This window comes from Pseudomonas sp. P108, assembly GCF_032613195.1.
Lineage (GTDB): Bacteria > Pseudomonadota > Gammaproteobacteria > Pseudomonadales > Pseudomonadaceae > Aquipseudomonas.
The window spans coordinates 760,616-782,278 of record NZ_CP126691.1; the positions used below are offsets into that span (position 1 = coordinate 760,616).

The 21,663-nt window shown below is 60.8% G+C and carries 18 protein-coding genes and 1 pseudogene; 8 read left to right on the forward strand and 11 right to left on the reverse strand.

Annotation, left to right across the window (positions count from 1 at the left end):
• Window positions 1–115: 115 nt before the first annotated feature.
• Window positions 116–2,119 carry a pilus assembly protein TadG-related protein gene (locus QOM10_RS03210; RefSeq protein ID WP_150775109.1) on the forward strand — a complete coding sequence of 668 codons (2,004 nt, stop codon included), beginning with the start codon at window positions 116–118 and terminating at the stop codon, window positions 2,117–2,119.
• Here QOM10_RS03210 and QOM10_RS03215 read toward each other — a convergent pair.
• Together QOM10_RS03215 and QOM10_RS03220 are read right to left on the reverse strand one after the other, a co-directional pair.
• Window positions 2,116–4,869 carry a PAS domain-containing sensor histidine kinase gene (locus QOM10_RS03215; protein WP_160038088.1) on the reverse strand — a complete coding sequence of 918 codons (2,754 nt, stop codon included), beginning with the start codon at window positions 4,867–4,869 and terminating at the stop codon, window positions 2,116–2,118. The two genes, QOM10_RS03210 and QOM10_RS03215, sit on opposite strands and share 4 nt — an antisense overlap.
• The gene (locus QOM10_RS03220; protein ID WP_123376941.1) at window positions 4,866–5,309 is read right to left on the reverse strand and encodes a TadE/TadG family type IV pilus assembly protein; all 444 of its coding nucleotides are present in this window, start codon (window positions 5,307–5,309) and stop codon (window positions 4,866–4,868) included. Before QOM10_RS03220 ends, QOM10_RS03215 begins: the two co-directional genes overlap by 4 nt.
• A 75-nt stretch (window positions 5,310–5,384) precedes the next feature.
• On the opposite strand from QOM10_RS03220, the gene QOM10_RS03225 reads away from it, so the two are divergent.
• The 3 genes and pseudogenes from QOM10_RS03225 to QOM10_RS03235 all read left to right on the forward strand — a co-directional run bounded on the left by QOM10_RS03225 (window position 5,385) and on the right by QOM10_RS03235 (window position 7,938).
• Complete coding sequence (locus QOM10_RS03225; RefSeq protein WP_150750028.1) at window positions 5,385–5,855, forward strand: prepilin peptidase; 471 nt, start codon at window positions 5,385–5,387, stop codon at window positions 5,853–5,855.
• A gap of 126 nt (window positions 5,856–5,981) precedes the next feature.
• Window positions 5,982–6,770 (forward strand): response regulator transcription factor, encoded by a 789-nt coding sequence (locus QOM10_RS03230; protein ID WP_316917559.1) that lies wholly within the window; start codon window positions 5,982–5,984, stop codon window positions 6,768–6,770.
• Window positions 6,771–7,643: 873 nt separating this feature from the next.
• A pseudogene (locus QOM10_RS03235) lies at window positions 7,644–7,938 on the forward strand (DUF6124 family protein).
• A 118-nt stretch (window positions 7,939–8,056) separates the two neighbouring features.
• Here the strand turns inward: QOM10_RS03235 and QOM10_RS03240 are convergent.
• From QOM10_RS03240 to cpaB, 8 genes are read right to left on the reverse strand one after another with little or no spacing between them, the layout of a single operon-like run.
• Window positions 8,057–8,329 carry a DUF3613 domain-containing protein gene (locus tag QOM10_RS03240; protein ID WP_150750026.1) on the reverse strand — a complete coding sequence of 91 codons (273 nt, stop codon included), beginning with the start codon at window positions 8,327–8,329 and terminating at the stop codon, window positions 8,057–8,059.
• A 10-nt stretch (window positions 8,330–8,339) separates the two neighbouring features.
• Window positions 8,340–9,062 (reverse strand): tetratricopeptide repeat protein, encoded by a 723-nt coding sequence (locus QOM10_RS03245; RefSeq protein ID WP_150775103.1) that lies wholly within the window; start codon window positions 9,060–9,062, stop codon window positions 8,340–8,342.
• Between the two features lie 22 nt (window positions 9,063–9,084).
• Window positions 9,085–9,969, reverse strand: coding sequence for a type II secretion system F family protein (locus QOM10_RS03250; protein ID WP_127925698.1), 885 nt, complete (start codon window positions 9,967–9,969; stop codon window positions 9,085–9,087).
• Between the two features lies 1 nt (window position 9,970).
• Window positions 9,971–10,855, reverse strand: coding sequence for a type II secretion system F family protein (locus QOM10_RS03255; protein ID WP_160038092.1), 885 nt, complete (start codon window positions 10,853–10,855; stop codon window positions 9,971–9,973).
• An 18-nt stretch (window positions 10,856–10,873) separates the two neighbouring features.
• The gene (locus QOM10_RS03260) at window positions 10,874–12,142 is read right to left on the reverse strand and encodes a CpaF family protein (protein ID WP_127925700.1); all 1,269 of its coding nucleotides are present in this window, start codon (window positions 12,140–12,142) and stop codon (window positions 10,874–10,876) included.
• The gene (locus QOM10_RS03265; RefSeq protein WP_127925701.1) at window positions 12,139–13,329 is read right to left on the reverse strand and encodes a CpaE family protein; all 1,191 of its coding nucleotides are present in this window, start codon (window positions 13,327–13,329) and stop codon (window positions 12,139–12,141) included. The genes QOM10_RS03260 and QOM10_RS03265 overlap by 4 nt, the downstream gene beginning before the upstream one ends.
• A complete protein-coding gene (locus QOM10_RS03270) occupies window positions 13,326–14,543 on the reverse strand; it encodes a type II and III secretion system protein family protein (RefSeq protein WP_127925702.1) in 1,218 nt (405 codons plus the stop codon). The genes QOM10_RS03265 and QOM10_RS03270 overlap by 4 nt, the downstream gene beginning before the upstream one ends.
• Before the next feature lie 20 nt (window positions 14,544–14,563).
• Window positions 14,564–15,505, reverse strand: a complete 942-nt coding sequence (cpaB, locus tag QOM10_RS03275; protein WP_150750023.1) for a Flp pilus assembly protein CpaB — start codon at window positions 15,503–15,505, stop codon at window positions 14,564–14,566.
• Between the two features lie 330 nt (window positions 15,506–15,835).
• Here cpaB and QOM10_RS03280 point away from each other — a divergent pair, with 330 nt between their 5' ends.
• The 4 genes from QOM10_RS03280 to QOM10_RS03295 all read left to right on the forward strand — a co-directional run bounded on the left by QOM10_RS03280 (window position 15,836) and on the right by QOM10_RS03295 (window position 19,786).
• A complete protein-coding gene (locus tag QOM10_RS03280; RefSeq protein ID WP_007914649.1) occupies window positions 15,836–16,045 on the forward strand; it encodes a Flp family type IVb pilin in 210 nt (69 codons plus the stop codon).
• Window positions 16,046–16,063: 18 nt separating this feature from the next.
• The gene (locus QOM10_RS03285) at window positions 16,064–16,276 is read left to right on the forward strand and encodes a Flp family type IVb pilin (RefSeq protein WP_150750022.1); all 213 of its coding nucleotides are present in this window, start codon (window positions 16,064–16,066) and stop codon (window positions 16,274–16,276) included.
• 71 nt (window positions 16,277–16,347) lie between these two features.
• Entirely contained in the window at window positions 16,348–16,755 is a 408-nt protein-coding gene (locus QOM10_RS03290) for a response regulator (RefSeq protein WP_127925706.1), read from the forward strand.
• A gap of 625 nt (window positions 16,756–17,380) precedes the next feature.
• Window positions 17,381–19,786, forward strand: coding sequence for an autotransporter domain-containing protein (locus QOM10_RS03295; RefSeq protein ID WP_316917560.1), 2,406 nt, complete (start codon window positions 17,381–17,383; stop codon window positions 19,784–19,786).
• A gap of 78 nt (window positions 19,787–19,864) precedes the next feature.
• Here the strand turns inward: QOM10_RS03295 and QOM10_RS03300 are convergent, their stop codons facing one another.
• Window positions 19,865–21,535, reverse strand: coding sequence for a ShlB/FhaC/HecB family hemolysin secretion/activation protein (locus QOM10_RS03300; RefSeq protein ID WP_316917561.1), 1,671 nt, complete (start codon window positions 21,533–21,535; stop codon window positions 19,865–19,867).
• Window positions 21,536–21,663: the final 128 nt, after the last annotated feature.

The window sequence follows — 21,663 nt, forward strand, 5'->3', positions numbered from 1 at the left end:
TCTTCGCGAGCAGGCTCGCTCCCACAGGGATGTTTGTCTGTTCGAAATGGCGCGTTGCCATTAGGCGCGTCTACACTCAGTTGCACCAATGGAGCTAGCGGCAAAGGAGTGCGCCATGTCGCCTCGTTCGCGATTCAACGGCCCGGCCCGCCAGCGCGGGGCGATCGGCTTGATGGCGGCGGCCACGCTCAGTCTGGCGGTGGTGATGATGTTGCTGGTGGTCGACACCGGCCGCTTGTACATGGAACAACGCAAGTTGCAGCGGGTGGTCGACAACGCCGCCCTCGAAGCCGTCAGTCGTGGCGGCAATTGCCTGCCGGGCCTGAGCGCTGCCAGTTACGCCGGGCAAAGCGCCGTGCGCAATGGCTACATAGTCGATGCCGGCAACACCCTCGCCACCACGTGCGGCACCCTGGTCACTCCAGCCTCCGGCCTGCGCACGTTCGCAGTGGATGCCACGCAAGCGGCAGCGGTCAAAGTCGTCGCCAGTCGCACGGTGACCACCAGTTTTGCCGGTGGCGTACAGGCCTTGTTCAGCGGCACCCCGGTCAGTCTCAACACCACGCTCAATGCTTCGGCGGTGGCCGCCAAACCGCAGCCGACGGTGGCCCAGCTGAATATACGCAGCACCTTGGCCAGCATTGATACGGCGCAGTCGAACATCCTCAATCCGCTGTTTTCCGGATTATTGGGCGGTAACGTCAACCTCACGGCTCTGGGCTGGGATGGCCTGCTGAACACCGACATCAACTTGCTCAAATACCTTGATCAACTGGCGATCAATCTCAACGTCGCGGCGGGCAACTACACGCAATTACTCAACACTCAGGCCACGGTGACGCAACTGATTCAGGCGGCGGCAACGGTGGTGCAGCTCAATGGCGCGACCGCGCAGGTGATCACCGCACTGGGCCAATTGCAGGTGGCCGCGATCAACGCGGCGCCGGTCAAACTGGGTGACATCCTGCAATTGCAGACCGGCACCACGGCGGCAGGGCTGGACGCCAATCTGCAACTGCTGCAACTGATTCAGGGCGTGGTGCAACTGGCCAACAGCAAGAGTGCGGTGGCGGCGACATTGCCGATCAGCGTGCTGGGGCTGGCGAATGTCACGGTGCGGGTGAAAGTGATCGAGCCGCCGCAGTTCTCTGCGATTGGCGATCCGGCGCGGGCGAAGGCCAATCCCGACCCGCATGCGCCAGATCGGATTTATGTGCGCACGGCGCAGGTTCGCACGATGTTGTCGGTGAGTTTGCCGGTGCTGTCCGGGGTCACGGGGCTGGCCAATGCGGTGTTTGGATTGGTCGGTACTTTGACCCCGACGCTTAACGCGTTGCTGAGCCTGAATCTGGTGGACACACTCAACTCGCTTGGCTGTTTGTTGGGGGCCGGTTGCGAGCAGCTTGATCCGAAACTGCTGCCGTCGCCGCAAATCGATATCGCTCTGGATGCCGGTGGGGCACAAAGCTATGTCACGGATTACAGCTGCCCGACCGGCAATACCGGCAGTAAAAGTCTGACCGCCACAACCGTCACCTCCATCGCCGATCTCAAGCTGGGAAAAATCGACCCGACCAGTGCATTTTCCTCGTCTGCCCCGCCCGCGGTCGCACCATTGCCACTGGTCGATCTTGGTATCGTGACGTGCCACAAGATTCTAGGCATCGGCAGTTGTGACCCTGCCACCCATGTTCAATACGGCGCAGGCGGCATCGCGATCAAACTCGACACCAGCGTCGCGCAGAATACCCAGAACCTGGTGTTCTCCAGCAGCACACCATTCGCCACCCCGGCCAATCTCAAACTGCCGCCGAGCATCTTGCCGGCGATGCCGACCAACAATATCGTCGGCAGTCTGTCGAGCACCCTCGCGGGGATCAATCTGATTGTCTACAAACCGCAGGGCAGCAATCCATTGGGTGCCGTCGTCACTGGCGTTGCCTCTTTGATCAGCGATGTCACCAGCAAATTGCTGCCGGTGGTGACCAACCTGATCAGCCCGTTGCTCGATCCGCTGCTGAACAACCTGCTCAAAGGCCTGGGCATCAACCTGATGGACGTCGACGTCGGCGCCAATATGACTTGCGGCCAGACCGGCAAGGCCTATCTGGTGATCTAGGCGTCTACGGCAACCGGCAACTCGATGCAGAACCGCGCGCCTTGCGCCGAATTGCGCACGCTCAACTGGCCGCCCATGTTGTCGATGATGCCGTAGCTCACCGATAACCCCAGCCCGGTGCCGATGCCGATCGGTTTGGTGGTGAAAAACGGCTCGAAGATACGCTCCAGCAGACGCGGATCAATGCCGCCGCCGTTGTCCTCGACCCACAACCGCACGCTCTGTTCATCGCGTTCGGCATAGATCGAAATCCACGGTTTGAAGGATGAATCCTTCTCGCGCTTGCTCAGCAAGGCGTCGCGCGCGTTGACCATCAGGTTGATCAGCACCTGCTCAAGCTGATCGACGTAGCCGCGCACCTGAACCTCGAACCCGGTCTCGCTGATGCGCAGATCCACACCTTTGCCGCGCATGCCTTCGGCCAGCAACGACAGCGTGCCTTCAATGGCCGAGGCCGGGTTGAACAGTTGCTGTTCGATCTCCGAACGCCGGCCAAACACGCGCATGTGATCGACCACTTTCGCGGCGCGCTGCACCTGCGCGTCGATGCGGTTGAGCTTGTCGGTCAGGTAATCGATCTGTACATCACCGTTGCCCAGACGCTTGAGCACATTGACGATGGCCATGCGCATCACGTTCAGCGGCTGATTGATCTCGTGGGCCAGGCCGGTGGCCATTTCGCCGAGTGTGGCCATTTTCGCGCTTTGTGTGAGCTGTTGTTGCGAGCGGCGCACCTCGGTGTTGTCGCGGCCCACTGCTTGCACTTCGATCAATTGGCCGTGTTCATCGAACACGCCGCGATCGGACCACACCCACCAGGCGTGTTCGCGGCCGGGCAGTTGCAGGCTGATTTCTGCGGTGCTCACCGGCTGCTCCGCCGTCAGTGAAGCGAGGCGCTGGATGAACGCGGCGCGTTGCTCGTCGGACATCCAACTGCCCAGATCGACCCCCGGCAACTCTTCCGGCGTGCATTCCAGATAGGTCGCCAGCGGCCGGTTGCCGAAAGTCAGAGTCAGGTCCGGGCGGTAGCGACAGATCATCGCCGGCGAGTCCTCCACCAGGATCCGGTAGCGCTCCTCGCTCTTTTTCACCTGCTCGGCCGCCAGGGTCGCTTCGGTGACGTCCAGCCACAACCCGACCGCTTCCACCGGCAGGCCAAGGTCATTGCGCAGCAGCCTGGCTTCATCGAGCAGCCAGTGATATTCGCCATGCCGGTCGCGCAGCCGATAACGCGCGCGCACTGAGCCTTCACGCAGCAACTGGCGGCTGCGGGCGAAATACAGGTCGCGATCGTCAGGGTGGATCATCTCGATCAGTGCACTGTTGCCGCAGTCCGCAAGACTCCAGCCCAGCAGCGGTTGCAGGCTGGCACTGAAGAACGCCGGGATCAGCGCGCCTTCGTGATACTGCTGGACGTAAATCACCGCCGGCGAACTGGCGATCAGGTTGTCGAGCCGTGCATGCGCGGCGGCGGCTCGTTGCTGCTGGTTCTGGATGTCGCTGATGTCGAGCATGAAACCGACTCGCCGGCGATGCTCGCCGCTGCCAATCACTTGGCCTTGCACGCGATACCACGTTGGCGCCTGCGCGGGATCGCCATTGCGCAGGCGCACCGACAGCGTCAGGGCTTCGCCATGTTGCTGCAAGGCCTGTAGACGGCTGCGCAACTCGTCGCGGTCGGCGGGATGGATCTGTGCCAGCCAGTCTTCCAGCGCCAGTCCGTCATTGTTCAGTTGCAGGGACGCAGCCAACGCAGGCGCCAGTTGAATGTTGTCGTCACCGCCGAGGATTTCCCACCAGCCTGCACCCAACAGGGTTTGCAGCGCTTCGATGCGCTCCAGTTGCCGGTGATGCTGCTGTTCGCGCAGGCGCCCGAGCAACGGCCCGGCCAGCGCGGCGAGCAGCGCCATCCAGTCACGTTCGGTCAGGTACGGCGCGGCGCTGTCCACGGGATAAAACCCGCAGAGCAGCCAAGCCACCACACCGCGTTCATCGCTATACGGCACCGCGAAACCTTCGGCATTGCCAAACAGAGCCTGCACCCGTGAATGTTCATCGAGGCCATGGTGCGCGCCGACACGCTGCGGCGCAGCGCCGTTGAGGCTGTCCAGCGGCGTGCCGAGACGCTGATCGTCATGCCACAAAGTCGGCGCATCGTGGGCGCGATACTGGCGATAAATCTGCCAGCCCTGCGTCTCATCATCGAGCAAGGCCAACGCCAGACAAGGGATGTGCCAGTGCTGGGCAATCACCTGCAGTTGTTCGCTGACGATCACCGGCAAACGCAGCGGGCTGCACGCGCGCAACTGTTCGCTGATCTGCCCGGCAATCAATTGGCAGGCGTCACGCTGGCGCGATTGCTGGCGTTCGAACAGCAGGTCGGCGATATCGATCAACTGCATCAACCAGCCTTCGCCCTGCGGTTGCACCCAGCCACGCAAGTGCAAGGGCTGCTCGCCCAATCCCGAAAAGTCGAGATCGAGCAGTAGCCCTTGCCACTCCCTCGGCCGACCTTCGATGGTCAATGTGCTGTGGGGCAACAGATAGGCGCTCAGTGGCAAGGGTTGCTGGTGCGGTTTGTGCTGCGCCAGCAGATGGCGCAACGGGCCGGCCATTTGCAGCACGCCAGCGTCGTCGTTCAGGTACAGGTGCAAGCCTGTTGCGGGTGAGCCTAGTGGGTCGGGCAACTCGTGGGCGGCGGGCGGCGTGCGTTTGAGCAAGCGCCCGAAGAGTTTGTCCCCCGACGTCAAAATTGCAGACTCGATTTGGCGGTCAGATAGGTGGGCAGACTGGGCACTGTACCAACGACCGGAAGCACCAGGAACGGCATCACCTGATTCAACTTGCTGACCGGATAATCCACTCGCACCGTCAGCAGGCCTGACGCGCTGTATTGGCTGCTGGTATCAACGCCGACCACCAGGTTGAAGACCGGCGGAATCCAGGACAATTGCTGGGTCAGCGTGGCGTTCGCGGTGTTGAGCACGACCGTTGAATAGTTGGGAGTGTTGGGGTCGACCGCGACACTGCGGCGCACCGCCTCGGACGTGGCCTGATTGAATGATTGCATCATCACCAAGGGCAGGCTGTAGCTGACCAGACCGTAAAATACGGCGAAAAAGATGATGAACACCAAGGCGAACTCGATCGCCACCGCACCTTTTTGCGACTTCCGAAAGCCGGTTTTCATGAGTGCGTCTACCCTGACTGTCACTGCGTAGTATCAGCATAGAATCATTCAGAAAAAACGGACGGTTTTTACCGGATGCACAGTTTTATCCTCCTGATCTGGCTCGTGCTGTGCGCGGCGCAAGACGTCCGCCAGCGCCGCATTGCCAATGCGCTGACCCTCGGCGTCGCCGCGCTGGCGCTGATCTGGCTGTTGTGCACCGGCAGCACCTGGCTGGGCGCGGAAGCGGGGCAGGGCGGTTGGGCCTGCCTGATTGCGCTGGCACTGACCCTGCCGGGTTTTTTCATGGGCCGCATGGGCGCCGGCGATGTGAAATTAATGACAGCTCTGGGGCTTGCGACAGACGGTCTGTTCATTCTTGGGGTATTTATTGGCGCTGGGCTCGCCAGCGTGGTCTGGATGCTGCTGGCGCCAAGAGTCTGGCTTCATATGAGTCAAGGGCTTAGAGATCGTCTGCGATATCTGGGGCCAACTATGTCAAAAAAGCTGCCATTTGCACCGTTTGTGCTGCTTGGGACCATGCTTGTCCTGCTTTGGATCCATTAGTCGCCAAGCGCCACTAGTCCTATGTACATAGTCGGAAAGTACGTCTACTTTCAAAGGAACTGGTTATACAGCCAAAGGCTGGCAGTACAGGAATGGTCAGCTTTGGCCTGGGACATGGAGTAGCACGTGAACAAGCTTACGTCTGCGGTAAAAGTCCTCGTGGTCGACGATCAGCCGTTGATTGTGGAGGAGTTGTGCGAGTTTCTTGAGAGCAGCGGTTATCGCTGTGTGCCGTGTGAGTCCAGTCAGCAGGCGATCGAGCGGTTCAGTGAGGACGCGGAGATCGGTCTGGTGCTGAGTGATCTGCACATGCCGGACATGGATGGCATTCAGTTGATCCAGGCATTGCAGCGGCTGGCGGGCAAGCATCGGGCTTTTGAGGCGATCATGCTCACCGGGCGTGCCGACAAGCAGGATGTGATCAAGGCGTTGCGTGCAGGGATTGCCGATTATTATCAGAAACCGATTGATCTGGATGAGTTGCTGGAAGGTGTGCGGCGTCAGGAGGTGGCTCTGCAGGAGCGGCAGAAGAATCTGCAGCTGGGGCATTTGAATCAGAAGTTGCAGTATTTGTCTGAGTCGATTGATGACCTTTATCAGGATCTGGACAAGGTGCGGCGTAGTCCTTCGACGGTGGTTCGCGATGGGGTGGGCGGTGAGCCTGTCGAGGTTGAGGCGCAGGAGATGCCGGAGATTTTCAATCAGTTGTCGCCGCGGCAATTGGATGTGGCGCGGTTGGTGGGCAAGGGGCAGACCAATTATCAGATTGCCTGTGAGTTGGGGATTACCGAGAACACGGTGAAGCTTTATGTTTCGCAGGTGTTGCGGTTGACGCATATGCATAATCGGACGCAGTTGGCTTTGGCTTTGTCGCCTAGTGCTTCTGCTGCGCGGCAGCGGGTTACGGCGCATTGACTTGGCGGCCTGTGGGCCGACCAGGTTGTGGTTGGTTTGGGTGAATATCCGTTGCTGCGGGTGTTGCGGCTGGCGGTTCCGCCCTTACGGCGGGTCCCTTTGGCAAACGCCCCAAAGGAACCAAAGGTCTGCGCCCTGACGTTCGGCCCACTCGCTGGGGCTCGGGGTTCCTTCGTTCCGGGATCGATCCGGGGGCATCGCTTCCGGTTTGCTTCGCTGCACCTCCTTTCGATGTGTTCGACTTCGTCGAACGGCGCTGCGCGCCTACCCCCGGATCAATCCCTCCACTCAGCCTGCCGACGGGCTCCGAGATCAAAAGCAGGCGAGCTGACACTCGGCCTATTGAGTGGTGAAGAGCGGGTGTTCGGCTTTAGTTTTGTGGTGGATTTGCCCCTCACCCCAGCCCTCTCCCCGAGGAGAGGGAGCCGATTTTTGGGCTTTTCAGGATCTGAGTTCGGCTCGGTATTTCACGTCGGCGTAGCTCCCCCAGACAACTCGGTCAGTCCCCTCTCCCTCTGGGAGAGGGCTAGGGTGAGGGTTGGCTTTTGGTTGTTTAAATTTGTGCCAGATAACAGGAACCTTCCCACACTGTTTTCAGGTTGTCCGTCGGACGTGCGCGTTCTAGTCTCTGGCTGTCGCTGCCAATTCAGCGACCGGGTGTGGAAACCTGAATTTCAAGTAGATGCGTTGCATCGCTACCGCAATCATTGTCGGCGTCTTCTTTCGTCTGCAAACTGTGTCGCGGCGGCTGTGCGCGGGCAGGCTTCGGTCTGGCCGGTTGCCTACTTATCGGTTTTCCACCCTGCGTACAGCTGCCACCTTTTGTCGTGTGGAAACGACGAAGGTTGGCTCCTCAGCCAAGTAGGAGTTGATATGGACAAACTGATCCCCGACCCACCCACCGAATCCACCACCCCGCTCGAAGAAGCCATCCGCGCCGACAACCTCGAAAAAAACCGCGAAGCCATCAAACGCGCTCTCGATTTCTACCTCTGCCCCGAACCTGCAAAACCCCGCCAGCCCAGCACGATGTTTCTCATCTATCCGAAAATCGATACCGAAAGCCTGCTCGCCCATGCCTGCGAATCCCTGGCCTCGGCCAACACGCTGGCCGGTAACTTTGCTGGCGGTAAACCGGGCATTGGATCGGGTGGATGCGCAGACCTGATCCGGCAGGCACACCGCGTCATCGTTCTTCGCGAGCAGGCTCGCTCCCACAGATGGGGTGCATTTCAAAAGGTGGGAGCGAGCCTGCTCGCGAAAGCGCTCGCAAGGTCACCCCATCACTAATTCCTGGTCTCGATCTTCCCACCCGCATCCGGATCATAAAAATCCGGGATCTCATATTTGTACTTCTTCAACCAGCGCTGCATCGCCAGATCCCGTTCGGTCGCGGTCGCTGTTTGTGGCTTGGGCGAGGCGGCTTTGTTGCGGCTTTGCAGGACCAGCCAGCCTTCGGTTTCCTGTTGTTGCGCCGAGGCGGGGCCGGCGTCGATGGCGGTAGCGCTGAGGGGCAGGCTGAGGAGGGTCAGGTAGCACAGGCCTTTAAGGGGGTTCATGGCTGTCTCCTTATTTGAGCGATGACGGCAACGGGTCAGCGACGGCGGCCACTTGATTGCTGGTGGCCGGTTTGGTCTTGACCGGGGCTTTGAGTTTTTCTGCGCGCTCCTGGGCTTCGGTGAATTGTTCCGGAGTCAGTTTGGCGCGGCTGACGATTTCGGCGGCTTGTGGCCAGTCGTTCTGGTACAGCAGCAGGGTGACCATGTTCAGGGTTGCCAGTTGGTTGTTCTGCTTGAGTTCGATGGCGGTAAGGAACTCGAAGCGGGCGTCGTTGAGGCGTAGCTGGTTGAGGTAGACCACGCCGAGATCGTTGCGGATTTTTTCGTCGGTGGGGGCCAGGCGGGCGGCGCGTTGCAGATGGGCCTGGGCTTGGCCGTTGTCGCCACGGGCGGCGTAGAGTTGGCCGAGGCCGTGTTCGGCTTCGGCGGTCAGGCAGCCGCCGAGCAGGCCGCGGTACAACGGCTCGGCTTCGCTGCGGCCGAGCAGGCGGTAGACCTTGGCCTTGCGCAGGCGCACTTCGCTGATGTTGTCCGGCAGGCTTTGCAGGTTGGCCAGGCTGGCGTGCAGTTTGCCGTCGTTGGCCAGGTCGTCCGCGAGGTTCAGGGCCAGTTCCTGCTCCTGGGTCATTTTGCTGCAACTGCTCGGTGACAGCAGCGCCGTCCACGGTGCCTGGCCGTCGGTGGCGCAACCGCCGAGCAGCAACAGACTTGCCATGACTATCAGTACTTTCATCAAACGCTCTCCATGAGCAAGGTCAGTTGGCGAATGCCCGGGCTATCGCGGTGAAGCCCGGGCCGGCGAGGACGATCAGCAGTGCCGGAAACAGAAACAGCATCATCACCACCGACATCTTCGCGGACATTTTCGAGATGTATTCCTGCAAGCGCGTCAGGCGGCGATCATCCAGCAGTTGCTTGAGCGCCAGCAGCGATTTCATCGCGCCGCCGCCCTGTTGAATCAGTTGCTGGAGGATTACGCAGGTGTCGCTGAACTCATCGACGGCGAGCATCACCGCCGCTTTGTTCAACTCCTGGCCAAGTTCCAGACCGGAGTCGACACGGGTCAGGATCAGGCGCAATTCGCTGGTCAGTTCCGGCAGCAGTTTTTGCGCCTCAATGCTGAGCACACGCAGGGCCTGTTCGACGGCCATGCCGGATTCGAAGAGGATGCGCAGCAGCGGAATGAACGTCGACACCTCCACGGCGATGGTTTTCTGCCGACGTGCCGCCGCGTAGGCCAGCAAGCGCTTGGGCAGCAGATAACCGCCGCCGGTAGCGAGCATCGGCACGATCCAGCGGTTGCTGGCCTGGGGGAAAAACACTTCTTGCAGAAAGATCGCCAGGCCCAGTGTCAGCAGCGGCGTGCCGATCTGGCAGGCCGCGAATAGCGCTCGTTCGTTGGCGCGGCGCCAGCCGATGCGGTTGAGCAGGGTCTGGGTTTCGCTGTCGATGCTCACCGAGCGTTGGCCGAACTTGCTGCTGCCCAGTACGCGCAACCAGCTGCCGAAGCGATTCTCGCGCACCAGATGCCCTTGCAAGCGCTGATTGACCTGACGCACCCGACGCCGTTCGGTCAGCAAGTGATTGACCACCAGCAGCAGGGAACCGAGCAGCAACATCAGAGCCGCGAGCCAGACCATGTCAGACGCTCCGTAACATGCGCCACAGCGCCAGGCTGCCGAACACTTGCAACACGGCAGCGCTGATCAGCATGTGCTGGCCGCTCGCGTCGTTCCACATCCCGAGCATGTAGCCAGGATTGGTCAGCATGAAGTAACTCACCAGCAGAAGCGGCAACGAGCCGAGCACCCAGGCGGTCATCCGCGTTTCGCCGGTGAGCGCACGCAGTTGCCGCGCGCCCTGGTCGCGTTCGCGGATCAGTTTGATCAGGTTCTCCAGCAGCTCGCTGGCGTTGCCGCCGTAGCGATGATTGACCTTGAGGCCGAGGGCGAACATGCGCAGTTCGTCTTGTTCATACAGTTCGGCAAAGTCGCTGACGGCGTCCGGCAAGTTCACGCCCAATTGCACGTTGCGCTGGACCCGGCCCATGGCTTTTTTCAGTGGGTCTTCACTGGCTTCGATGCCGCCCATGACCGCGTCACTTAGGGTGCGCCCTGACTTCAGGCTGCGCACGGTGTGATCAAGCAACTGCGGCAGTTGCTCGATCATGCGTTTGACCCGGCGCTGGTAGAGCACGGCGATGTACAGCCGCAGCGCCAGTGGCGGAACGAAGATCATCAGCAGCAGCCCGATCCAGTCGGCGAGAAAATAACCCAGCGCCATCGCCAGCGCCCACAGACTCAGCCACAGGCCGAAACGCTCGGTCGGGCGGCCCAGCCCTGCGCGCAGGAACATCCGTTCCAGGCCAACCCACACAGGTTTTTCTGGCGCCAGTTGCGGCTGTCCGGCGGCGAGACGGTTGAGCACTTTTTCCGTTGCGGTCTTGCGCAGGCCTTGCAGGAACAGACGGATCGACAGCCCCAGCAGCGTCAGGCAGATAACAATGAGAATGATCGGTCCCAGCATGCTCGGTGCTCCTTGCCGTCAGCCCAGATGCGCTTCGTGGCGCAGCTTGTCGCCGGCCGGATTGACGGCTTCGCGCAGGAAGCCGAAACCGCTGCGGCGGTCGAGGCGGAACAGGGTGTTGGTGACGTAGACGTCCTCGCGAATGCCGACCACCTCCACCACTTCACTGACGCAGCGGCGCCCGTCAGGCATGCGCGTCAACTGGATGATCACGTCGAGGGCGGCGCAGATCATCTGGCGCAGGGTGCGTTCGGCGATGGAGCGGCCGGTCAGGCCGACCAGTGTTTCCAGGCGCAGCAGGGCATCCTGCGCATTGTTGGCGTGCACGGTGCTCATCGAGCCGTCGTGGCCGGTGTTCATTGCCGTGAGGACGTCGACCACTTCGACGCCGCGAATCTCGCCGAGGATGATCCGGTCGGGGCGCATCCGCAGGGCGTTGCGAATCAGGTCGCTGGCCTTCACTTCACCGTGGCCTTCGGCATTCGGCGGCCGCGTTTCCAGGCGCACCACGTGCGGGTGACCGAGCTGCAATTCGGCGACGTCTTCGATGGTCACCAGACGTTCATGCGGGTTGATCAACTGGCTGAGAATATTCAGCAGCGTGGTTTTGCCGGTGCCGGTGCCGCCGCTGATCAGGATGTTGCAGCGCTTGCCGACCGCATCCTGGAAAAACTCGAAGATCGACAGGTCGATGGTTTGCATCGCCATCAGGTCGGTGCTCTTGAGCATGTCCTTGCGAAATTTACGGATCGACAGGCATGGGCCGTCGAGGGCAATCGGCGGAATGATCGCATTGACCCGACTGCCATCCGGCAGGCGCGCGTCAACCATCGGCGAAGACTCGTCGAGGCGCCGGCCGAGCGGTGCGAGGATGCGCTGCATCACGCGTTCGACGTGATGCGCATCGATAAACCGCAGGTCACTCTGGTGCAGCACACCGTCGCGTTCGATGAACACCCGGTGCGGGCCGTTGACCAGAATCTCGGTCACCGACTGATCGCGCAGCAACACTTCCAGTGGACCGAAACCGGTGAGCTCGTCGACGATCTCTTCGGCCAGACGCTCCATTTCGTAGCGGGAAATCGCCAGGTGCAAACGCGCGATGTATTCGGCGACTTTGTCGGTGACAAACTGCGCGAGTTGTTGGCGTGAACCTTCCAGCAGGTTTTTCCCGGACTCTTCGAGGGCGTCGATGATGTAGCGATGCAGGACCAGTTTCAGGCCTTCGTGATCGCTGTTGCCGACGCCACTGCGGGGCGCCGCGCCGAAGAGTTTTTCTGCGCTCATGAGGTGCCTCGCAAGCGGTCGAACCAGGTCACTTTCGGTTTGGCCAGGCCTTCGGAACGTTTGGCCAGACGTTCGCCGAGGGCGCGCAGGCTCTGGGTGAGTTTTTCCCGCGGGGCCAGCTCGAACAGGCTGACGCCCTGGTTTTTCGCGTTCAGGCGCACTTCGGGGGTGAGGGCCAGCGTGGCGATTACTTCCAGATTGAAGGTCTTGCCGAGGGTTTCCGAATTGGGCGCGACGTTGCTCAGGTAGCGGTCGATCAGCAGGCGTCCATGGTCGAGCTTCATGCCTTTTTCCCGCCACAGATTGAGCACGGCGAGGTTGCGTCGGCAGTTGAGCACGTTCTGGTCGGTGTACCACAGCAACTTGTCGCAGTGGCTGACAAAGGTGCGCAAGGCTTCGCTGTCGGTCTGTCCGGTGAGGTTCACAACGATGTGCTGGAAGTGCTGGCGCAAGGCGCTGAGCAACATGTACAGCTCGGCGGCGCTGGTGTTTTCCAGCGGTTCATCGTTGCTGGCGTAGGCGAGAATCCGCAGGCCGGCTTCGGCGCTGGTGAAGGCGCTGTCGATCAGCGTGGCGTCGAGCCTTCGCAAGTGGCGCAAGGCATCGCCGAAGTGAAAAGAACTCTCCAGCCCGAGCAGGGCGAGGCTGTCACCGCGCGGCAAACCGAGATCGAGCAGCAAGGTTTGCTGGCCGCTCTTTTGCACCACCATCGCCATGTGGTTGGCCAACAGTGCGCCGTCGGAACTGCTCTGCACGCCATACATGACCGTGAGCCCGCCCAGTTGCGTGTTCGGTGCCACGGGTGGCAGGCGTTTGCTCAAGCGCCGTACCAGTCCGGCGACTTCACTGGAGCGTGAACCGTAGGCGACAAAATCCCGGGCGCCGGCGCGCATCGCGTTGAGCACCAACTGATTGTCCATGCCGTCGCCGAGGGCGACGATCGCCAGCATCGGTTTGGCCTCCAGCGCGCCTTCGATCAGCGCGCTTTGAGCGACCACGTGCTCACGATCAAGACCGACGAAGACCAGGCTGGCAAAGGTCACGTCGACCAGCGCCAGCAGTTCATCGAGGCTGCCGCCACCGGCGCTGACCACCTGACCGAGCGGCGCGAGCGCGCCCTGCAGCCACTCCAGATCGGTGCTGTTGCGGGTGATGGCGAGAAAGGTCTGGCTCAGGCTCTGGCTCATTGCGATAACCCGCTGCGCTTGTCGAAGTTGCCGTTTTCAAGGAAGAACATGCGGTAGAAATTCGGATCGTAATTACGCAGTTTTTCGCCCGGTAGCGACGGCAGTTGCGCATCGGCGGCCAATGGCTGGACCAGATGCGGGGTGACGATCATCAGCAGTTCGCGTTCTTCGCGCTTGATCTGCGAGCCCTTGAAAAACGCACCCAGCACCGGGATATCGCCGAGGCCGGGAAACTTGTTCACTTGCGAGCTGTTGGTGGTGCTGATCAAGCCGCTGATGACGAAGCTCTCGCCATCGCCGAGTGACACGCTGGTGTCGGTGCGGCGGATGGTCAGAGCGGGCACGGTGGTGCCGGCGATCTGCACGGCATTGCTGAAGTCGAGTTCGCTGACTTCCGGGGCGACCTTCAAGGCGATGCGATCGCGGCCGATGATGGTTGGCGTCAGGGTCAGGCGGATACCGAATTCCTTGTATTCGATCGACACGCTGTCGCTGCCGGAACTGGGTACCGGAATCGGAATTTCACCGCCGGCCAGAAAGCTTGCGCTCTGCCCGTTCAACGCGACCAGACTCGGCCGCGCGAGGGTGTAGGCGAAGCCGCTGGTTTCCAGGGCATTGATGATCGCCATGGTCTTGCCGCCGACCCACGAGAAGTTGAACAGTGAGTTGTCCACTGGCAGACGTGGCTGCGGCACGCCATCAATCGGTGGCAGGGTGCCGGGCGAGCCGAACAGAAAGTTGCCGCGCGTGCCGATCAGTGAGGCGGTGGCTTCCTTGAGTTTGGTGCGGCTGACTTCGACGAAGCGGATATCGGTCTGCACCTGGGACGGCAGGCTCGGATCATCCGACGGCAGGCTGGTGCTCAGCGCAGCGGTGGCGGCGCCCTGCACGAACACCATGCTCTGGCGCGGTTCGCTCGAACACGACGTCCAGACCATCAGGCTGGTGGCGCCGGGCGCAACACCGGTGAGCAGAAAGGACGAGCTGCCGTTGGCGTGTACGTCAGCGATTTTCGGGTCGCCAATCGCCAGGCGGGTGATCGCCACCGGCGATTGCACGTCCTGCTGAAAGCCTTCGCCGATTTCGATCACCGGCGGCATGCGCCCCAGTGCCGAACAGTTGCCGACTGCCGCCAACGCGGCGTCCATCGACAGTCCCATCAGTAACAGGGCGCGCAGCATGGGTTTGAATGTCGGCCTGAAACGACTCTGCATGCCCTTGGATCCTTGCGCAGTCATGGGTTTTGTTGGGTGATCTGATTGCCGCGAATAATTTCCACGGCCGGCTTCGGGGCTGCGCCGGAACCGCCACCGGCAGGCGCTTTCGGTCCGGCGCCCAAGGCCAGTTGGGTGAACTGGAAGAGTTGGCTGTTGGCACTGCTCAGATGTGCCGGCGCCTGAGCTTCGCCGGCCCAGTATTTGGCCAGTCGTTGTTCTTCGCTGCTGCGTACGGCCAGACGCAAGGTGCCGACTTGCGTTGCCAGCATCAGTCGGCTGAGCAGTTGTTCCGGCACCGCCAGCACCACGGTGCGCGCGGCGATGCGGCGTTGATCCTGTTTGAGTTTTTCATCGGCGCTCAGCGCCGGCGAAGCAGGTTGGCCGTCGTTGGTCAGTCCATATTGATCGCCAACCCCGAGCACCCGCATGGCCGGGACGACGATCTGCGCGGACTGTTCCAGATTGCTGGTGTCCTGGCGCAGATACAGCAGCACATCGACGTAATCGCCGGGGATCAGTTGCCCGGCCGCGCCGATCACTTCGTCGACGGCCACGGTGAGGGCACGTTCATCGCTGTGAATCATGCGTGCCAGTGAGCCGCCGGCGGTGAAGCTTTCATCGTTCAGCCAAGTGCCGGCGCTGAGGTGCCGCCAGGGTGTGCGGCCGATGGCCTGATCGACATTGCTCAAGCTGCCGGCCGGTGCACTGCGCAGTTTTTCCACCGCGACATCGGCCGCCGTCAGCGCGGTGAAGGGCGGTACATCGTGCAGCAATACCACCACCGGTTGGCGAGTCTGGTCTTCGGCGATCGCGACAGTTTTTTCAACGGTGACGGCTGGAGCAACGGGGGCTTCGGCGACGGGTGCCGGTTGACGACTGAGCACCAGCCCCCAGTAACCGACAAAGATCGCTCCAAGCAGAAGGATGGCTGCAAGGCCCATGGTGACGCGACTGTTCATGACGGCTCTCCCTTTCCTGCTGCACTACCCACTGCACTTGCTTACGAGAGAAGTTCCCAATCCGGCAGCTATGAACATGCAACTATTTCGCTATTTCCACGCTAGCTGATCCAAGCCAAAACGCCATTAGTGACAGGAAAATAACCCACTAAAGTATGAGTCTTGGCCAATTAACAGCAGCAATCGGCAACTTCGCGATGTGATTAATCCTTTGTGATTAATCCGTTCTTACAGTTGTTGGGTGGGGCTTTGTTGACAATGCTCAAATGGCACGGTGGTTTTTGCCGCAGCAGCGTGACATGGGCGCCACAGGCGCAAAGGAGTAGTCGTATGTGTCGGATGATCCTCGATTATTTGATGGCCAGAGTCCGTTTGCTGGTCAAAAACGAAGAAGCCGCGTCGGCGATCGAATATGCGATCGTGGTGGCGATGGTTGCCGTGGTCGTGGTGGCTTTCGTCACGCCGCTGGGTAACCGCGTGTTGGCTTACTTCAACAATATTCTGACCGGGCTGGGTGGCACAGCGGTAACCAGGCCCTGACTGGCGAGGAGAATGGCGATGCTCTTTGATTATTTGAAAGTGCGTGTCCGCGGCTTCTTTGCCAGTACTGAAGCCGCGTCGGCAATCGAGTATGCGATTGTCGTGGCGATGGTGGCGGTGGTGGTCATCGTGTTCGTCACCCCCGTTGGCGCCAGGGTACTGGTGATGTTCAACAATTTGCTGGTGGCACTGGGCGGCACTGCCGTGACGGCCCCCGCACCGCCGCCCTGAGTTGAATGAAACTGCTGCCTGGTTGATGCCGCGCTACACTCGGGTTCACTTTCAGTTTTCAGGGATTGCCCATGACTGCTTCCTCGCTGCCGCGCCAACAGTTGCTTCTGGTTGACGATGAAGAGGACGCGTTGCTGGAGCTGGCAGAGTTGCTGGAGGGTGAAGGGTTTACTTGCCATACGGCGACGTCGGTGAAGCTGGCGTTGCATCATCTGACGCGGTATCCGGATATCGCGTTGGTGATTACTGATTTGCGTATGCCGGAGGAGTCCGGGATGTCGTTGATCAAGCGCTTGCGTGAGCATACTTCTCGGCAGCATTTGCCGGTGATTGTGACGTCGGGGCATGCGGATATGGAGGATGTCAGCGATATGTTGCGGTTGCAGGTGCTGGATCTGTTTCGCAAGCCGATTTATCACGTCAGGTTGTTGGAGACTTTGGATAATCTGTTTCCCAAGCCTAAGGTTCAGGTTGGCTGAGGTTGAACTCGGCGGCCTTTGGGCCGACCGTGCTTTGGGTGTTTTTGGTGAATATCCGTTGCTGCGGGTGTTGCGGCTGGCGGTTCCGCTCTTACAGCGGGTCACTTTTTCAAACGCCAAAAAGTAACCAAAAGGCTGGGCCCCGGCGTTCGGCCCCTCGCTGGGGCTCGGGGTTCCTTCGTTCCGGGATCGATCCGGGGGCATCGCTTCCGGTTTGCTTCGCTGCACCTCCTTTCGATGTGTTCGACTTCGTCGAACGGCGCTGCGCGCCTACCCCCGGATCAATCCCTCCACTCAGCCTGCCGAAGGGGCCAGCAGATCAAGAGCTGCAGCCGAGCTAACGCTCATCCTGTCGAGTGGTGAGGAGCAGAAGGGATGTGCGATTTGCGCTGTTCTTGCGTTTGTTTTTCTGTGGGAGTGAGCCTGCTCGCGATTGCGGACTGACAGTTGGTCGGTTTCTTTGAATATTTGACGTCATTTCTTTGACTTTTTGATGGTGTCAAAGTGATGGCTCGTGTACATTCCCCGCGCCCGAGCCAGGACACCTGGCGGGCCGGTAGGGATGCCTGAATGAATACGTGAACCCTGCTGAAACTGTTTTTCATGTTTTGGAAGGGAATCTCGTTTGAATACTTCTTGTCTGCGCCGCTCTTTGCTGGCGCTTTCTGTGGCGGCTGCCGTTGTTCAGGCTCCGGGTGTCGGCGCTGTCACGCTCAATTACGATCTGGGTACGGGGCCATTGGTCAGCGTCAAGCAGACGTACGATTTTCTGAATCTCGTGGGCACGGCGAATGTTGTGGAAAGCTCTTCGTCGGCGATGACCAGCGCGGCGCGGTTCACCGGTTTGTCGGTCAATAGCGAAATCGTCAACAAGGCCAGGATCACCATCGATGGCGCCACCCACGGTGTCGGGATCGACATAGCGCCAGCGGCGGGCGTGTCGTGGGCGCAGCTCGGCTACAACTTCAGCAACGAGGGTTCGGTCACGGTCAATGGCTTGGCTGCCAGCGGTGAATCGACAGGTATCGCGCTGAAGGGCACTCCGGTTCGTGGCACCTTCATGAACTCAGGTCCAATCACGGTGAGCGGCAATAACGCCACCGGGGTTGCGCTGGTCGACACTTCGTTTGGCCGCGGTGTGATCAACTCCGGCCCCATCGTCGTCAGTGGCACCAACGCCCGTGGCCTGTATCTGGAAAACACCGCACTGTCCGCCGCCGTCGTGAGCCGGTCGACGCTCAGGGCCACCGGCAGTGGCGCCGAAGCTTTGGTGTTGAACGGGGTGCAGCTTGTGTCTGCATCGAATGCGAGCCAATACGGTCTCTACAACTACGGCAACGTATACGGGGAGAGCATCGGCATTCATGTGTACAACCAGCCCGCAGGACAAGGTCCGCTCAACATTGTTCAGTCATACGGCATGATCGAGGGCGGTACGGCGGCCATTCAAGTGGACGATGGCCTGAGTTACTTTTACTGGAATAACGGCGATGTCAAAGGCGACTTGCTGGGCCTTTCCGGGGTGTCGATTGATGGCGAGGTCAACTTCGATGGCGCGACGATCAAGTCCGGTTACGTCACGGTACAAGAAGGCACGCTGACCCTGGCGCGGGCACATACCACGATCGTCGGCGATCTGGACATGGAAGAAGCGGACTCGGTGATTGCGATGTCGGTCGGCAATGACACCGACATCAACCGGGCGATTCTGACCGTCACCGGCACCACCGAGATCGCGCCGGGCGGCCATGTGCAATTGCAGGCACGCTCCAGCGATTTTCGCACCGCCGCTGGTGGCAACCGCTACACGTTGATCCGTTCGGGCAATCTGATCGGCGGCGAAAACCTTACGGTCGAGTCGTCTTCGGCGTTGCTGGAGGTCAAAAGCTTCGGCGTGGAAGGCAACGACGTCAAGGCGCTGGTCAGCACCAAGTCGCAAGATGTGTTGACGCAAAACACCCTCGATGCGGGTGGCACCCGAAATGCTGCTTCTGCGCTGGTCGGACTGTCGGCCTCGCTGATGTCACGTCTTGGTGAACAGGATCCGGTGTTCCAGGCGTTCGCCAATGCCAGCACCGACACGCAACTGGCGCGGCTGGCCGAGACGCTCAGCCCGGACGTCAGCCGTGGTGTCCTGCACGCCGCCACCAACAGCCAGACGCTGGTCTCGGGCGTGATCAACGACCGCGCCAATCGCGCACGTACGGCCACCGGCAGCCTGGAAAAAGGCGTCTGGCTGCAAGCCCTCAACAGCGATGCCGATCAGGATGCCCGTCGCGGTGTCGCTGGTTATGATGCCGACAGCCACGGGATTGCCGTAGGCGCCGACGGCCAGTTGAACGCCGACACATCGATCGGTCTGGCTTACAGCTACCTCGACACCGATGTGAAATCCGATATCGGCAGCAAAACCAAAGTGACCGGTCATGCGCTGACCGCTTACGGCAATTGGATGCACGACAACTGGTTCGTGGACGCTTCGCTGATGTATGGCTGGAACGACAACGAATCCAAACGCTACATCGCCGGCACCCGCGCCAAAGGCGATTACGACAGCGATGTATTCGGCGTCAGCGCCTTGGCCGGTTATACCCTGCGCCTGACCCCGGGTGTGGTGCTGGAGCCGCAGGTCGGTGCGCGTTACGCCAACGTCGGCATGGATTCATATCGCGAGAAGGGCAGTTCGGCCTCGCTGAATGTCGGCAGTCAGCGTTATGAAGTCGGTGAAATGGGTGTGGGCGCGCGCCTCGCTGCAGCGTTTGCAGTGGGCACCGGCAGTCTTGAACCGGAAGCGAAACTCATGGCCTGGCACGACTTCATCGGCGACAAGGTCGGCACGACGTCTTCGTTTGTACTGGGCGGCGATTCGTTCACCAGCCGGGGCACCACGCCGGTGCGCGACAGTTACGAACTGGGTCTGGGCGCCAATTATCGGATGGGCGCGTGGAGCGTCGGTGGCTCGTACGACTACGTAACGGCCAGCGGGTTTGATTCCGACGGCTTTACCGCGAAGGTGCGTTACGCGTTCTGATCCGCATCACGTAAAACCTGTGGGAGCGAGCCAGCTCCCACAGTTGTTTTGACTCAGGGCTGGCGTGCAATCTCGGCCCTACAACTGATAACTGAAGCTGATGCTGTACCGAGGCTTGCGATTGAACGTATCCAGTGCTTCATCCGACATCGCCTTCGCTGCCTCCAGCGCAATGTTGTAGTACTTGGCATCGCCAAACCGCAGGCCGATCGCCGCCGATGACAGATTGTTGGCCCGCACCGGCAATTCGTTGAACCAGCTGCGCGAGCGATCGAGCACGACATACGGTTGCAGGATGCGCACCCAGTTGCCGTCGCGGTTGAAACTGTAGTTGACCTCGTAAGCCACGCCCCAGCCCTTGTCGCCGGACGCTTGATCGTCGGGATAACCGCGACCGAAATTCTGCCCGCCGAACACCGCGCGCTCGCTGTCGGGCAGGCTGTCGTCGCTCCAGTAAAGTGCGGCCGACAGCACGCCTTGCCAGTTGTCGAGGAACTTGTCGCTCTGCACGCCGGACAGGCGCACGCGGAAGAAGTCGAGGTCGATGGCGTCGTTGTTGGTTTTCGCGCCCATGCTGTCCAGGCCCTGGTACACACCGCCGCTGAGGATCCGCAGTTGTCGGGCATCAGCCTTGCGCCAGTCACTCTCGAAGGCGAGGGCGCGGATGTCGGTGCGCTCTTCGACGCTCAGCGGGTAACCGATCACGTTGTAGCGGGTCTTGTCGTTGACTGCGTAGAGCCTTGAGCCGGCCGTCAGCAGTTCGTTGGAAGCGGCAATCAGCGGCAACGTGAGGCCGATCGAGTAGCGATCGTTTTCGCGGTGCGGTTTGAGTTGCAGGCCATTGTCGAGCACGACATTGGTGCCGGGGTCCGCTCGGTAGCGTGAAGCGGACAAGGCCAGTTGCGCACCCTCGTCATTGAGAAACTGGCTGTAGTCGAGGCGGTAGTAATGTTCGTGATCGTCACCGGGCGGAAACAGGCCGCTGAGGGTCAGTTGCTCGCCCATCGAGGTTTGCGAGTTGCTGCTGACACCGAGCAAGGCCTGGGTGCCGTTGCGGTTGTCTTCGGTGGTGCTCAGGGTGCTGGTGAACGGTTTGCGGCTGGCCTGGGCGATCAGCGTGGTCGCGCCATCGGTGGTGCCCGGTGGTGGCACCTGGGCCTGAATCGTCACGCCGGGGATGCGTGTCATCAGCGTGGTGTAGCGCTCGAAGGTCTTGCGGGTCAGCGGCCGTTCGGCCTGGATTTTCGCCGCCAGTTTGTCGAGCAGGGCTTTGACCCGACCCACATCGCCCTGAATCTGGATATCCCGCACGTAGCCTTCCACCAGCACGACACGCGCTACGCCGTCATTGAAGTTTTGCTGCGGCAAGAACGCGTAGGACAGCAGATAACCGTCCTGCTGATAGCGACGAGTGATGCTGCGCGTGGCTTCGATCAGGTCGGCGAGCGTGGCTTGCCGGCCGATCAGGGGCTTATAGATTTCAGCGAGTTCGTTAAGCGGGTAGAGGGTTCCGCCTTCGATCTGCACGGTTTGCAGATTGATTTTGGTGTCCATCAGCAGTGGCTGCGCGGCGGCTGCACCGGCGTCCGGCACTTGCACCGGTGTGGCACTCGGTCGATAGGCGTCGGCCGGCAGGTTGGGCACAGGCAGATTGCGGATGGTTTCGTTGCTGTTGAGAAAGCTGGGCAGGGTGTCGGCGAGGGCGGCGGAACTGAGACTGAGGAACAGCAGGGATGCCATTACGCGCATAGGACACTCCATGGTCAGATCACAGCACTTGGCTGAATTCTCCTAAGAAAAAAGGCGGAAGACTCGTGGGAATCTTCCGCCCTCAACCAAGCGTAGGCGCTGTAGGTGAGGCCGTCGAATCGGCCAGG